The 14283-nt window shown below is 73.5% G+C and carries 11 protein-coding genes; 2 read left to right on the top strand and 9 right to left on the bottom strand.

Annotation, left to right across the window (positions count from 1 at the left end):
• Nucleotides 1–190 precede the first annotated feature (190 nt).
• Nucleotides 191–769, bottom strand: coding sequence for a DinB family protein (locus ABZX11_RS46615; RefSeq protein ID WP_354925287.1), 579 nt, complete (start codon nt 767–769; stop codon nt 191–193).
• A gap of 17 nt (nt 770–786) precedes the next feature.
• Nucleotides 787–4053: a glucodextranase DOMON-like domain-containing protein gene (locus tag ABZX11_RS46610; protein WP_354925285.1), complete on the bottom strand. Its 3267-nt coding sequence runs from the start codon at nt 4051–4053 to the stop codon at nt 787–789.
• 122 nt (nt 4054–4175) lie between these two features.
• On the opposite strand from ABZX11_RS46610, the gene ABZX11_RS46605 reads away from it, so the two are divergent.
• Entirely contained in the window at nt 4176–4586 is a 411-nt protein-coding gene (locus tag ABZX11_RS46605) for an ATP-binding protein (RefSeq protein WP_176171178.1), read from the top strand.
• Between the two features lie 3 nt (nt 4587–4589).
• Here the strand turns inward: ABZX11_RS46605 and ABZX11_RS46600 are convergent, their stop codons facing one another.
• From ABZX11_RS46600 to ABZX11_RS46575, 6 genes are all read right to left on the bottom strand, one after another.
• Entirely contained in the window at nt 4590–5321 is a 732-nt protein-coding gene (locus tag ABZX11_RS46600; protein ID WP_354925289.1) for a GAF and ANTAR domain-containing protein, read from the bottom strand.
• A gap of 254 nt (nt 5322–5575) precedes the next feature.
• Nucleotides 5576–5878, bottom strand: coding sequence for an STAS domain-containing protein (locus ABZX11_RS46595; RefSeq protein ID WP_354925283.1), 303 nt, complete (start codon nt 5876–5878; stop codon nt 5576–5578).
• Entirely contained in the window at nt 5875–9954 is a 4080-nt protein-coding gene (locus ABZX11_RS46590) for a SpoIIE family protein phosphatase (RefSeq protein WP_354925281.1), read from the bottom strand. The genes ABZX11_RS46595 and ABZX11_RS46590 overlap by 4 nt, the downstream gene beginning before the upstream one ends.
• An 85-nt stretch (nt 9955–10039) precedes the next feature.
• Nucleotides 10040–10456 (bottom strand): ATP-binding protein, encoded by a 417-nt coding sequence (locus ABZX11_RS46585; protein ID WP_354925280.1) that lies wholly within the window; start codon nt 10454–10456, stop codon nt 10040–10042.
• On the bottom strand, nt 10453–12036 hold the full coding sequence (locus ABZX11_RS46580) for a GAF domain-containing SpoIIE family protein phosphatase (protein ID WP_354925278.1): 1584 nt from the start codon (nt 12034–12036) through the stop codon (nt 10453–10455). The genes ABZX11_RS46585 and ABZX11_RS46580 overlap by 4 nt, the downstream gene beginning before the upstream one ends.
• The gene (locus ABZX11_RS46575; RefSeq protein ID WP_354925276.1) at nt 12033–12416 is read right to left on the bottom strand and encodes an STAS domain-containing protein; all 384 of its coding nucleotides are present in this window, start codon (nt 12414–12416) and stop codon (nt 12033–12035) included. The genes ABZX11_RS46580 and ABZX11_RS46575 overlap by 4 nt, the downstream gene beginning before the upstream one ends.
• Before the next feature lie 169 nt (nt 12417–12585).
• Between ABZX11_RS46575 and ABZX11_RS46570 the strand changes: the two genes are divergently transcribed.
• Nucleotides 12586–12969 (top strand): STAS domain-containing protein, encoded by a 384-nt coding sequence (locus ABZX11_RS46570; protein WP_354925274.1) that lies wholly within the window; start codon nt 12586–12588, stop codon nt 12967–12969.
• A gap of 20 nt (nt 12970–12989) precedes the next feature.
• Here ABZX11_RS46570 and ABZX11_RS46565 read toward each other — a convergent pair whose 3' ends face one another.
• Complete coding sequence (locus tag ABZX11_RS46565; RefSeq protein WP_354925272.1) at nt 12990–14213, bottom strand: GAF domain-containing SpoIIE family protein phosphatase; 1224 nt, start codon at nt 14211–14213, stop codon at nt 12990–12992.
• Nucleotides 14214–14283 lie beyond the last annotated feature (70 nt).

Below are 14283 nucleotides of genomic sequence, written 5' to 3'. Positions count from 1 at the left end.
GGCGGCACCGGGTCAAGGCGGGAAAGATGCCTTGACCCGGTGCCGCCGGCCGTGTTGGGGCTTCGGATCGGGATGCAGGGTGGGGTTTGGCTGTCGGTTCGCGCGTGGGGTTCGGCCGCCGGGTTGGTGGGTGGGGTATGGCCGCCGGGGTGGTGGGTGGGATCGGCCGCCGGTTCGTGGGTGGCTTTGGCTAGTCCACCGTGGATGCTTCGCGTGCTGCCTGGGCCGCCCTCTCCACCTCGGCGTGGCGGGACCTCCAGAACTCCGGCGTCCGGTGGGCCTCCGATGCCGAGGTGCCGTCCAGGCTCTCGCGGAGGATGTCCGCGTGGCCTGCGTGGCGGTTCGTCTCGGTCAGTACGTGGACCAGGACGTTGAACAGCATCACGTTCGGGCGGGGCCACCACGGTACGTGGCCCGGTGCGTCCACGGGCAGCGCCGCGATCGTCGCGTCCGCGTGTGCCCAGGCCCGGCGGTAGCCGGCGATGATCTCCGCTCGGGTCTCGTTCTCCGTTGCCCACATGTCCCGGCCGCGGACCTCGAGGTCGTCCCAGCGGGGGAGCGGCTCCGGGTACGGGCGGCCGAAGACGTCGCCGAAGTACCTCGCCTCGGTCAAGCTCAGGTGCTTGACCAGGCCCAGCAGGTTCGTCCCGCTCGCCGTGAGTGGACGGCGGATGTCGTACTCGGACGGCCCGTCGAGCTTCCCGACCAGCTCTTCGCGGACCTCGCGCAGGTCGCCGTGCAGGTACTCCTTCGCGAATTCGTCGATCATCACCCCACCCTGCCAGCTCAGCCCAGCGGCACGCCACGGACCGCCACCGGCCCGCGGGTCGGGTCCAGCTCCGGTTTCTGGTCCACTCCGGACGGTGTCAGGACGTCGAACGCCTTGGGTGCCGTTGCCGGGTCCGCGGCGCAGATCGGGGACGTTCCGCCCGCCGGGCAGAGGCCGAAGGTGTACTGGCCCGCCGTCGGGGTGAACGGGCGGGCCTGGTCGGGGGAATTGCCGTCCTGGCCGGTCAGGACCACCGCGAACGTCCAGCCCGGTCCCGGCGTGCCGAACGCCGCCTTCGCCACGCTGACCGTGATGTACCGCGTGGCCTGCGACGCCTGCACCGACGGCGTGGCCAGCGAGGCCCCCGACGCGTCGACCAGCGCCGGGTCGGCGAAGCCCTGGACCTCGATGCGCCTGCTCCACGCGTCCTGCGGGGCGATCGTGTACGCCCGGGTCGGGAAGGGCGCCGCCGTCGACGTCGTCGTCGCGGCCGGGTCGTGGGCGTAGATCGTCAGGAGCTGGGCTCCCAGCGGTGAGCCGAACGTCGGGGTCAGGTCGCGGACCTGGGCGCGGAACACGAGGTTGGTGCCCGCGTCGATGACCTGGAACCGCTGCAGGTCGAACGCTCCCGCGTGGAAGTCGCCCGCCGTCGGGTACGTGTACGTCCCCGGGCCGTTGTCGTCGCCGTCCGGGTCCGTGGTGTCCAGGAGCACCGTTCCGGTCACGAAGTCCGAGCTGATCGTCTTCTGCGCGTAGCCCGTCCCGGCGCCCGTTGCGGTCGCCGTGACGACGTTCGCGCCCAAGGGGGTCGGTACCGTCGCGGTGAACGTGCCCGCCGCCGAAGCGCGGGTCGAAAGCACCGTCGTCGTGCCCGCGTCCGTTGCCGAAACCGCGAGGTCGACACGGCTGCCGGCGGGTGCCGTGCCGGTGACCTCGGCGGTCGCGGTGGAGACCGAGGCGGGCGCGTCGAGGGTCACCGGCAGGGCCGCGGGCGGTGCGTGCGTGACGTACCGGGCGCGGACCTCGGCGGGCTGCTCGGGCAGCCGGCCGTCGTCGAGGGCCCTGGCCAGCCGGACCGACTGGGACTGCGCCCAGCTGAGCGGGGCCACCGAGCCGACCGACTGGCCCGGGGTGAAGCCGATCGACGCCGTTCGCGGGTCCGAGCCGTACGGTGCCGCGGGCAGCGCCGGGTTCTCCCAGACCTGCTCGGGGATCAGGCCGGTCCCGTTCGTCTGGGCCCGCATCGCGCCCAGCAGGGCCGCCGCGCCCGCCCGGTCGCCGGTCTGGACGGCCTGCTCGCCGCGCTCGCCGGCCAGGACCGGCCACAGGTGGCCCGACCCGGTGTTCGTCGACGGCCAGGGTGCACCCGTGGGCCCGCAGTTCGTCGGGTCCGGCTCGTAGCAGTCGCCGTAGCCGTCCTCGCTGCCCGGCGCCGACGTCCCGTAGCGGTACCAGCCCGGCCCGGCCGGGGTGTCCCGCTTGATCACGCGGTCCACCACGGCGAGGGACGCGGTGACGTCCGGGTCGTTCGCGGGCAGCACGCCAAGGCGCGTCAGCTCGAGGAAGCCGGCGTCGACGACCGCGCGCTGGTCGGCGTCGACCGAGCCGTTGCCCAGGTTGTAGAACCACTCCGAGTTCGGGTCGCCGTTCTTCGTCAGCCGCAGGAAGTACCGGCCGCCGTACGGGCCGTTCTGCGTCACCGTCCAGCCCTTGATGCTGCGCTGGAAGTGGTCGGCGGTGGCGCGGTAGACGTTCGCGCGCGCGGGGTCGCCGTTGCGCTCGGCGATCACGCCCGCCGCGACCAGCCCGGCGATCTCCGCGGCGATCGTCGAGGGGGAGTAGCCGCCCTGTTCCTCCCAGCGCTCCGAGCCGAACGCCGGCCCGTGCGCGACGACGAAGTCCGCGGCCGCGCGGATGTGGCCGGTGTAGAGCGTGCGGTCGCGGTCCAGGCCGGCCTGCAGCGCCATCAGGATCGGGTACGCGCTCTCGTCGAGCTGGTCACCGCCGGAGTCGGGCGCCTTCTTGCCGTTGAGCATCGAGTTGCGCGGGAACCGGCCGTCCGGCTGCTGCTGCCGGCCGAACAGCCACCGGACGCTCGCCCGGGCCGTCTCGCGGTCGCCGGCCGCCAACAGCCCGGAGAAGCTTTCGTAGAGGTCGCGGGCGAAGATCTCCCGGTAGGAGCCGAAGTAGACCGGCTTGCCGCCGGGTGCGTCGCCTGCGGACACCGCCTGGCCCCAGGGGCTGCCGAGCGACGCGACCACCGCGCCCGGGAAAGTCTTGTCCTCACTGGCCTTCAGCACGTTGACCGACTGGTAGTAGGAGTCGGAGTCCTTGCCCCGCACGGGGATCAGCCCGTTGTCGTAGTCACGCCACTCCCGCGCGTACCGGCGGTAGCTCGCCTCGAACGGCGTGCGCAGGCTCGCACCGGCCGTCGCGACGGCGGCCCTGGCGTCCGCGCCGAAGCCGAGCGCGAGCACGGCCGGGCGGCGCGGCTGCAGGTCCAGCTGCGCGGTCTGCACGACGTTGCCGTTCGCCGCCGACGTGGTCCGGTCGGTCAGCCGGTGGTCGCGGTCGAGCTGGGCGAGCCCGTCGCCGCTGGTGCCGGCGAACCCGCTGGACGTGCCGAGGAACCGCCGGTCGGCGCGCAGCGCGGCGGCCAGCGGGGTGCCGTAGTCGCGGGCCGGCGCGCTGGACACCGTGTTCGTGTCGGCGCTGACCAGCGCGGACGTCGCCGCGTCGACGGTGGCCGTGTCCCCGCCGCCGTTCGCCGGGCCGCCCCCGCCGTTGCCGTTGATGCTCGCGTCGAACCGCACGTACACCTGGAGGTCACGGCCGGAGTCCCGCAGCGGCTCCAGCCGGGTGCGGATGAGCACGCCGGTGCGCGCGGGGTCGGCCAGGTACTCGGTGACGAGCCGGTACCTGCCGCTGCGCGGGGTCGACGTCACCTCGCAGGCCATCCCGCCCGCGCTGGTGCGGACGGTGTAGGTCATGTCGCGCGCCTGCAGGTCGGTGAACGTGCGGCCGTCGGTGACGGCGAACTGCAGCGTTTCGACGTTCGTATTGTCGATCACCGGCGCGTAGACGTCGGACAGCACACCGTTCGCCACGGTGAACCAGGCCTTGCTCTCGGTGTTCCGCGCGGTGCCCAGGCAGTCCTTGCGGGCCAGGCCGAAGTGGGAGACGGCACCCGGCGCCGCCGTGGTGGCCGCGGTTGCGCTGGGGGCGGGCAGGAGCGTCGCGGCCAGCACCGCGCACAGCACCACGGACGACGTCGACCGAATCATCCGCCCATCCGATCACGGCGGACCGGGACGCACCAGGGCCGAATGGTGCCCGCAGGGCATTACCGGTGATTGAGAATCCGAACCCGTGGGTAGCAAACCTGATGTCCCCCGAGGAGGTGAACGTGGAAGAGCTGGGATCGGACGGATGGCGGTACCGCGGCACGGTTTCGCCACGGACCCTGCCAAGCCTGCGCCGGCACCTGGTGTCGTGGTTGCGCCGGCGGGCCGGTGACGAGGTCGGGCGGGAGGCCGACGACGTCGTGCTGGCCTGCTGGGAAGCGATGGCCAACGTGCTCGACCACGCCTACCACGGGCGGCCGGGGCTGATCGACGTCCGCGCCCGCATCGACCAGGACGTGCTGATCATCACCGTCGCCGACCAGGGCCGCTGGGCCACGCTGGCCGAGCGCGCGGACGGCGGCCGCGGGCTGCGCCTGATCCAGGCCCTCGTCGACGGCCTCGACCTGCGGACCACCGACGGCGGCACGGTCATCACGCTCACCTGGCCGTTCCCGGCCCGGCGCACCGCCTGAGGTTCAGAGGGACTCCGAAGAGGACAGTTCTTCGACGAACCGGGTGGCGATGTCCCGGAGCTTCACGTTGGTCCGCTGCGACTCCGTGACCAGCCGCTTCATCGCGTCGTCGGCGCTGATCCGGTGCACGGCCATCAGGATGCCCTTGGCCTGCTCGATCACCGCCCGCGACCGCATCGCCGCTTCGAGTTCGACCGCGCGCCGGCGGGCCCGGTGGTAGCGCCGGGTCGTGCGCAACCCGAACGAGACGACCGTGGTGTAGAGCTGCAGGAGCCGCGAGTCGGTCTCCGCGAACCCGTGGTCGCCGTAGCCGAACAAGTTGAGCGCCCCGGACAGGTGTTCGTCGACGCGCAGGGGCGCGGCGAGGTAGCTGCCGACGCCGAGGTCCACCGCCCGTGCGGTGAACTCCGGCCACGTCGCGCCCGCCGTGGCCAGCGGCACCCGGACGATTTCGCCGGTGTCGGCGGCCTCCAGGCAGGGACCGGCGCCGGCCGCGTACTGGGCGCGGTCGATCTCGACCGCGCGCTCGTCCGTGGCGGCCGCGGTCGTCGGCTCGCCGTCGCGGATCGCGGTGATGCTCGCCATGTCGGCGCCGGGGATGGCGCGGACCGCCTCGGCGCAGACGGCGTCGAGGATCTCCGCTTCGGCTGGTTCGGCTTCCAGGGCGCCCGTGAGGTCCGCCATCGCGGCGGTCAGCTCGTCGAGGTGCTCGGGCAGGATCGGCTCACCGGTCACTCGCGTCATCTCCGTCCCGGACGGCTGCGGTTCGCGCCGAACCGCTGCTGCTTCAACGGAACGGCAGAACTTTACTCGCGTTCGACGCGCGTTCCGCAACACCGGGATTTCGGAGAGGGCGGTGACACCGGCCCGGCGCTCGCTGCTGAACGTCGTGGGTTGGGCGCCGGAGCCACCTGGCGACGGAGGGCAGCACAACCCACCCGACCGCCGTCGCTGAGAGATGCGTACCCCGTGGCGCGGCGGTCAACCGTTCAGCGGAGCACGACCTTCGCCACCTGGGTGAGGCCGGACACGCGCAGCACCCGCTCCAGCAGCCGGGGCGCGAGCAAGCGCAGGTCGTGGTCGCCCGCCCGGTCGAACAGCACCGCGACACCGGCACTGTCGAGGTAGGTCACCCGGGTGAGGTCCACGGTGACGGCAGGCCCCGCCGCCAGCTCGTGGTCCAGTGCCGCGCCGAACTCCGCGGCGTTGCTCATGTCGATCTCACCGGTGACGGTCAGCACCCGGTCGCCGTCGTCGCCCGGGCCGCTGAGCAGCGTGAGTGCCGTCGTCACGAGCCGATCCTCCATTCCAGCGTGACGGTGGTCCCGGCCGAATCGTGCCGGAAGGCGACCGCGTCGGCCAGCGCTTCCATCATCGGCACGCCGCGGCCGCGCAGCACGTGGTTGTCCGGCGGTGGCTGCTTCCAGCGGCCCTGGTCGGTCACGGTGACGACCAGGTGCCCGCCGGTGAGCCGGGCCGCCAGGTGAGCGGTCGCGCCGCCGTCCTCGCCGTAGGCGTGCTCGACGGCGTTGGCGCAGGCCTCGCCCGCCGCGACGAGCACGTCCTGGGCGAGGTCCGCGTCCAGCTCGGCGTTGGCCAGCCACGCCCGCAGCCAGTGCCGGGTCGAGGCCAGGTGGTCCGCGTGCGCGGGGAACTCGAAGTCCAGCGCGGGGACCGAGCGGCGGTAGAGCAGCAGCGCGACGTCGTCCTCGTAGCCCTCCGCGGGCCGGAGCCGGTCCATCAGGGCGGCGGCGACGTCGCCGAGTTCGGCGTCGCGCGTGTCGTGGGCGACGGTCATCGCGCGGTCCATGCCGTCGTCGAGCGATTCGCGGCGGCGCTCCACCAGCCCGTCGGTGTAGAGCATCAGCAGCGAGCCGATCGGCACGACCGCCTTGGCCTCCGGGCGCGGTGCCGCGACGCGGACGGCCAGCGGCACGCTGCCCGCGTCCTGCAGGAACTCCGCCGTGCCGTTGCGGTGCACCAGCGAGGCCGGCAGGTGCCCGGCGCTGCTGTAGGTGAGCGTGCCTGCCGCCGGTTCGAGGACGCCGCAGAAGACCGTGGTGCACACCGCGCCCGGCAGCCGCCAGGCGAAGCGGTCGAGCGCGGCGAGCGTGGCTGCCGGGCTGCCGGTCTCCAGCAGCAGCGCGCGGCAGGCGCTGCGCAACTGGCCCATCACCGCGGCCGCGGCGAGGCCCCGGCCGACGCAGTCGCCGACGACGATGCCGATCCGTTCGCCGGCCAGCGGGACGACGTCGTACCAGTCACCGCCGACCTCCAGCGGCGGGGTCGCGGGCTCGTACCGCACCGCGAAGCCGTCGGGCAGCAAGGCCGGGCCGAGGATCGAGCGTTGCAGCGCGAGCGCGACCTCGCGCTGCTGGTCGTCGCGGTGGGCGCGGCCCAGTGCGTGCGCGAGCGTTCCGGCCAGCAGCGCCAGCAGCGTCCGGTCTTCGGTGCCGAGGGGGCGGCCCGCCGGGGGCTCGACCCACAGCGTCAGCCGGCCGCCGGGGTGGTCGACGGTGGTGCCCGCGCCGCTGCCTGCCGGGGCCGCGTGCAGCGCCGGGAGCGCACGGACGTGGTCGAGGCCCGCGCGCAACGGCGCGGAGAGGTCCGTCCACTTCGGATCGGCCGGGTCGGTGGACGCGACCTCCGGTTCGCCGTCCCGCGGCCAGGTCACCGCCAGGACGCGCTGGGCGTCCCACAGCTCGCGCAGCAGCTTCAGCGCGGTCCGCAGCACCTCGGGTGCCCCGCTGATCCCGGTGAGGCGCTGGTTCATCGACGCGAGCGCGGTTTCGCGCTGCACGGCGTAGCGCTCGGCCGTGACGTCGCGGATCGTGCCGACCACCCGGCGGCGGCCCTCGTCGTCGTGCAGCCGGGTGTAGGCGATCGCGATCCACACCCGGTGGCCGTCCTTGTGCCGCATCGGCAGGACCAGGCTGCCGGCCGGCTCGTCCCACGCGCGCTCGGACGCCTCGGCGACCTGGCGGTGGGCGTCGGCGTCGGCGTCGCGGTCCGGCCACCACGGGAACGGCGGGGCGTAGGGCAGCCCGCCCGTGCCGAAGCCCAGCAGCTCGGTGAACGCGGCGTTGATCTCGACGACCTGTCCCTCGGCGTCGCAGACGAAGAAGCCCTCCTGCAGCGACTCGATCATCGCCGCACGCCACCGGGTGTGCTGGGTCCGCAGCCGCGCCAGCCGGACGGTGGTGTGGACACGAGCGAGCAGCTCCTGCGCCGAGAACGGCTTCACGAGGTAGTCGTCGGCCCCGGCGGCCAGCCCGTCAACGGCGGCTTCCTGCCCGGCCCGCGCCGACAGCAGCAGCACCGGCACGGCGGCGGTGCGCGGGTCGCCGCGCAGCTCGGCGAGCAGGCCGAGGCCGTCGAGCCGGGGCATCATGACGTCGCTGATGATCAGTTCGGGCGGCTCGGCGCAGGCGGCGGCGAACGCCTCGACGCCGTCGCGCACCGCGATCACCGCGTAGTCCTCGCGCAGCAGCCGGACGAGGTAGTCGCGCATGTCGGCGTTGTCGTCGGCGACCAGGACGCGGGCACCCGCGGCCGCGGCGGGCGCGGGCCGGTCGGCCTCGCCGGCGTCCGGCAGCCAGCGCAGCGCCTCCTGCACGTACGGTTCCGCCGACTCCGCGGTGGCCCCGCCGGTCGTGGGCACGTCGACGACGTGCTCGGCGGGCAGGTGGTGCGCGCCCAGCGGCACCCGCACCCGGAACGTCGTCCCGGTGCCCGGCGTGCTGTCCACGGTGACGGTGCCGCCGTGCATGCCGACCAGTTCGCGCACCAGCGCCAGGCCGATGCCGCTGCCCTCGTTCGACCGCGCCCGCGCGGTCGGGATCCGGTGGAACCGCTCGAACAGCCGCGGCAGCTCGGCGGCGTCGATCCCGATCCCGGTGTCGGACACGGCGATCACCGCGTGCCCGTCTTCGACGGTGCTCCGCACCCGGATCGCGCCGTCGAAGGTGAACTTGACCGCGTTGGAGAGCAGGTTGAAGACGACCTTCTCCCACATCCCGCGGTCGACGTGCACCGGCTCGTCCGACGGGGGGCAGTCGACCTCGAACGCCAGTCCGGCCCGTTCGACGGCGGCGCGGAAGACGCTCGCCAGCTCCGCGGTGAACGTCCCGAGGTCCACCGGCTCGAAGCGCGCCTGCATCCGGCCGGCTTCGATCCGGGAGAAGTCGAGCAGGTTGTTCACCAGCCGGCCCAGCCGCAACGCGTTGCGCTGGATGACGTCGACTTCCTCCCGCACCCGCTCGCCGGCGCCCTCCAGGGCCTCCCGCAGCTCGGCGACCGGACCCAGGATCAGCGTGAGCGGCGTCCGGAACTCGTGGCTGACGTTGGCGAAGAACGTGGTCTTCGCGGCGTCCAGCGCGGCCAGCTCCTCGGCGCGCCGCTGCTGGACCTGGTAGGCGATCGCGCCGTTGACCAGCGCCGTCGTCTGCTGGGCGACCAGCCCGAGGAACGTCCGGTAGGACTCGTCGAGCGCCCGCCCGGCGCTCGCCGCCAGCACGATCACGCCGGTCGCGGCGTCGCCGGCGTCACCGGGCAGCGGCAGCACCACCGCCTCGGTCGGCGGGGTGGACCAGCCGCCGGACGGCAGCTCGCCGAGCGCGTCGCCGGACACCGTCCGCGGTGCCCCGTCGGCGAGCACGTCCGCGAGCGGCCAGGTGGCCGCGTCACCCGCGCTCTCGCCGCCGGCGGTGACGGCCGTGCACGTGAGAGCCCCGTCGTCCTCCCGGATGTGGATCGCCGCGTACGGGACGTCGGCACCGGCCCGGCCCAGCACCCCGGCGACCAGCTCGCAGGCTTCGCCGACGTTCCGGGCGCGGCCGGCCTGGGCGCTGAGCTCGCGCAGCGTCGCCAGCCGCCGGGCGCCGATCACCCGCTCGGTCGTGTCGGAGACCGCGGTGAACACCGCCCGCACGGCGCCTTCGTCGTCGTGCACCGGGCTGTAGGAGTACGTCCAGTAGGTCTCTTCCCAGTAGCCGTGCCGGTTCATCGGCAGCAGCAGGTCCTCCGACCAGGTCGCCTCGCCGGTGGACATCACGCTGTCCAGCATCGGGCCGATGATGTGCCAGATCTCGGCCCAGACGTCCGCACCCGGCTTGTCCAGTGCCGGGTGCTTGGTGCCCAGCAGCGGGAGGTACGCGTCGTTGTAGAGGAACCGCAGCTCCGGCCCCCACCAGACGATCATCGGGAACCGGGAGGTCAGGCAGATCCGCACCGCCGTCGTCAGGCTGACCGGCCAGCCCACGGGCTCACCGAGCGGGGACGACGCCCAGTCGAAGTCCCGCATCCGGGCGGCCATCCTGCTGGTCCCGGGAAACACGGCCCGGTGGCCGGCCTCTTCCCCGACGCTCATCACACTCCAGGTTCACGCGGCCCCGGCCGAGCCTACTCGACCCCGGCCGGCCTCGCCGGATGCGCGGCGTGCCGCGATCGGGGCGTCAGCCGAGCAGCCAGGTCATCGTGATCGTGGTGCCGTCGTTGCGGTGCACCTGCGCGCAGTGGTCGGCGAGGGTGTCGATGAGCAGCAGGCCGCGGCCGCGCAGCCCGTTCGAGCCGGACGGCGGGCGCCAGGTGCCGTAGTCGGTGACCGTCACGGTCAGCCGGCCCGGCAGCGCCTCGGCCCGGACGTCGACCGGGCCCGGCTGCCCGCCGGGGTAGGCGTGCTCGGCGGAGTTGGCCATCGCCTCGTAGCCGGCGAGGACGATGTCCTCCCGCCGTTCGGGGCTCAGCGGCAGCGTGCCCAGCCAGCGGGCGAGCCCTTCGCGCAGTTCCGGCAGTTGTTCGGCGATCGCGGCGGTGCGCCGGTGGAACGTGTCCGTCGGCGCGGGTGCGCCGGGGGAGAGGGGGTCCGTCATGGGGCGTCCTCTCCGCGGTGGCGAACGTGGATCACGGCGATGTCGTCGTCGTGCCGGCCGCGCGTCAGTTCGTCGACGAGCTTGTCCCACGCCGTTTCGAGGTCGGCGGCGGTCAGCAGTCCCGGGATACCCGCCAGGAGCCATTCGACGCCAAGGGTGAGGTCACGGGTACGGCTTTCGACCAGGCCGTCGGTGTAGAGCACGAGGTCCGCGCCCACCGGGAAACCCGCCGTACGCTGCGGGAAGACCGAGCCGACGCCGAGCGGCTGCGCCAGCGCCTCGCCGATCTGCTCCGGGGGCTCGCCCGGGCGGACCAGGATCGCGGGCAGGTGGCCGGCGTTGGCGTAGGCGAGCGTGTGGTCGGCGGGCCGGTGGACCGCGTAGAAGCAGGTCACGAAGGTTTCGCCGAACAGCCCGACGGACAGTTCGGAGACGTTGCGCAGGACCTCCGACGGCGGCAGCTCCAGCAGCGCGTAGCTGCGGATGGCCGTGCGGACCTGGCCCATCACGGTCGCCGCCGTGACGCCGTGGCCGACGACGTCGCCGATGACGAAGGCGGTGGCCCCCGACGGCAGCCGGATGACGTCGAACCAGTCGCCGCCGACCTTGCTCCCGGTGGCCGCGGGCAGGTACCGGGTGAACACGTCGAGCCCGGGCGTCGGCGGGGCGACCGGCAGCATGCTGCGGGACAGCTCGGAGGCGAGGGTGCGCTCGCGTTCGTAGAGCCGGGCGTTGTCCAGCGCGATGGCCGTGTAGGCGGCGATGCCCTCGGCCAGGTACTCGTGCCGGGCGGTGAACCGGTCCGGCTCGGGGTGGCCGAAGAAGAACCCGCCCAGCACCTCCCCGGAGGTCGGGCTGAGCACCGGGACGGCCAGGTAGCTGCAGACGGGCAGGTGTCCCTCGGGCATCCCGTGGTACGGAGCGTTCTTCCCGAACCGCGGGTCCCGCGTGATGTCGGGGCTGCGCACGGTGCCGGTGCCGTCGAAGGTGGGGGCGAACACGTCGGTGTTGCGCGGCATGGGGAAGCGGGCGAACGCCTCCCGCGGCACGCCCGAGATCGTGTACAGCGTGTAGGACTCGCCGAACTCGTCGATCAGGTTGTAGAAGAACGCGCCGAAGCCGGCGCCGGTCGCCTGGGTGGCCGCGTCGGTCGCGGCCTGCACGATCCGGTCGATGTCGAGCTGCGCGGTCAGTTCCCGGCCGGTGGAGTGCAGCGCGTCCAGGACCGCGGCTTCGCCGCGCAGCCGCCGGACGGTGCGGGCCAGGCCGGCGGTGGCGGCCTGGATCGCCGTGGCGGCGGCTTCCGGGGTCCCGGCGATCTCCACGGTGGTGTAGACCAGTGCGCCGCGCTCGCCGTCGTCGCCCGCGACGGCGACGGCGTGGGTGATCTCCTTGCCCGGCACCAGATCCGCGAGGGCCGCGCGGTCGGTCACCGCCCGCGTGACGTGTTCGCCGAGCAGCGCGCGCACGTCCTCCGGGTCGAGGACACGGACCTCGGTGGTCACCGGGACGCCGTCCCCGCCGAGGAAGGTCCCGCGCACGGCGTCGAGCAGGGCGTGGAAGTCCGGCCGGGGCGTCATCGGGAAGCCAGCGCTTCGGACAGCGACGGGTAGATGGCGAGCTCGTCGGTCAATCGGGTCAGCTCCAGTGGGCGCAGGGTGATCCGGCCGGTCGCCACCACCCGCACGGGCACCGACGCGCCGGCCCCGCGGTGGGCCCGGACGAGCTCGGCCATACCTGCCGAAGCCAGGAACGTGACCCCGCTGAGGTCGATCACGAGCACGGACGGCCGCAGGCGGCCCGCGCGTTCGGCCAGTTGGCGCAGTTTCGGGGCGAGTGCCAGGTCGAGGGCACCTTCGACGTGCAGCACCGCCGCACCGTCCCGGCTCTCCAGCGCCACGGATCCCGCCGAGCTGGCGGCGTCTTCGAGTGAGTCCCCGGTCACGTCCCGTTCACCCATGGCGCCCATCCTGCCTGTTCGCGGGCCGGGCGGAAAGCCGAGGGGGTGCTGACGCGGCGCCGCGGCGCCGGTGCGGGCATGATTGACAGCGGTTGAGCAAACAGCCTTCGTGATCACGCACGCCCACCGGCGCCGCCGGTGGAGCCTGCCGAAGGCGAGGAGAACCGCCATGACCGAGCACACCCACACCGAAAGCTCGGCCACCGCTGTGCCGTTCGGGGAGTTCCGGATCGCCCGGACGGAGCAGGAAAACGCGGTCGTCGTCGAGGTCGCCGGAGACGTGGACACGACCACCGCGCCGGCGCTCGTGGAAGCCGCCGACGAAGCACTGGCCGCGCAACCGCCGGTGCTGGTGGTCGACCTGACCCGCGTCGAGTTCCTCGCGTCGCCCGGCCTGACCGCGCTGCTGGCCATCCACCGCAACGCCGGTGACAGCACCGCGGTGCGGATCGTCGCGGCCGGCCGGGCCACCCTGCGCCCGATCCAGCTGACCGGTCTCGAGGACAGCCTTTCGCTCTTCCCGACCCGCGAAGCGGCGCTCGCCGGGTCCTGACCCGGAACGTCCCGGCCGCGTCAGCCGGCGGCCGGGACGGCGAGGCGCCGGATGGCCAGCAGGGCGACGTCGTCCTGGGCCGCCCGGTTGCCGATCATCGCGGCCATCACCTGCGCGCAGACCCGGTCCGGGTCACCCGCCCGCACGGTCGCCGCCAGCTGCGCCATCCCGACGTCCACGGGCCGGTCCCGCCGCTCCACCAGGCCATCGGTGTAGAGCACCAGCACGGCCCCCTGCGGGATGCCCACCACGGTCGTCCGGCGGTCCGGCACCCCGATGGTCAGCCCGATCGGGGGATCCGGCGGCGCGTCGGCCAGCCGGGCCGGTTCGCCGGGGAGGGCCAGTACCGGGGGCAGGTGGCCGGCCAGTGACAGCGTCAGCGTTTCGCGGTCCGGCCCGATGATCCCGTAGGCCACCGTGGCCATCGCCCCGTGTTCGAAGTGGTTGGCCTTGCGGTCGAGCTTGGCGAGCACCTCGGCGGGGCTTTCGGAGTCGAGGGCGTAGGCGCGCAGGGCACTGCGCAGCCGCCCCATGATCACGGCCGCGTCGAGGCCGTGGCCCGAGACGTCGCCCATCACCACGCCGAGCCGGTCGCCCGGCAGCGTGAACAGGTCGTACCAGTCGCCGCCGATCCCGGTCTCCGCGCCGGGCACGTACCGCGCGCCGAAGGCCAGGCCGGGCACGTCGGGCAGGCTGCTGGGCAGCAGGCTCCGCTGCAGCGCCATGGTGGCGGTGCGGTTCTCCTCCTGCGACTCCACCTGGATCGCCACCGCCAGGCGATCGGCCAGCAGCTGCATGGTGGCCACGTCGGGCTCGCCGAACGGCCTGGGCGTCACGGAACCGACGTGCAGCACGCCGACGAGCTCGCTGCCGGCGAGCATGGGCACCCCGAGCATGGAACGCAGCCCGCGTTCCCACAGCAGGGAGTTCACCACCGTCGTCTCGTCGACGTGGTCGAGGATGACGGGGGCCCGCTCGAGCGCGACCCGGCCGGCGAACCCGCTGCCCACCGGCACCCGCACGCCTTGGTGGACCTCCTCTTCGATGCCCGCGGCGGCGAAGGCCACGAGCTGGCGGCCACTGGGCTGGTACCGCAGCACGGTCGCGGTGTCGACCTCCATGACCTCGCACAGGCGCTGCAGGGTCTCGGCGAGCGTCTCGGCCAGCCCGAGGTGGGAAGCGGGTGCGCCGATGATCGATTCCAGCTGCTGCAGCCGGTGCTGGGCGTCGAGACTTCGCGACATGGAAGAACCCTAGCCGCCACTCCTTTGCACGCCTAACCATCCCGGGTTTCGACGGCGGGTTCCCCGGGGT

This window comes from Amycolatopsis sp. NPDC004169 (assembly GCF_040610315.1).
Classification (GTDB): Bacteria; Actinomycetota; Actinomycetes; order Mycobacteriales; family Pseudonocardiaceae; genus Amycolatopsis.
Note: the sequence above shows the minus strand (reverse complement) of the source record. Positions and strands in the feature narration are given on the sequence as shown.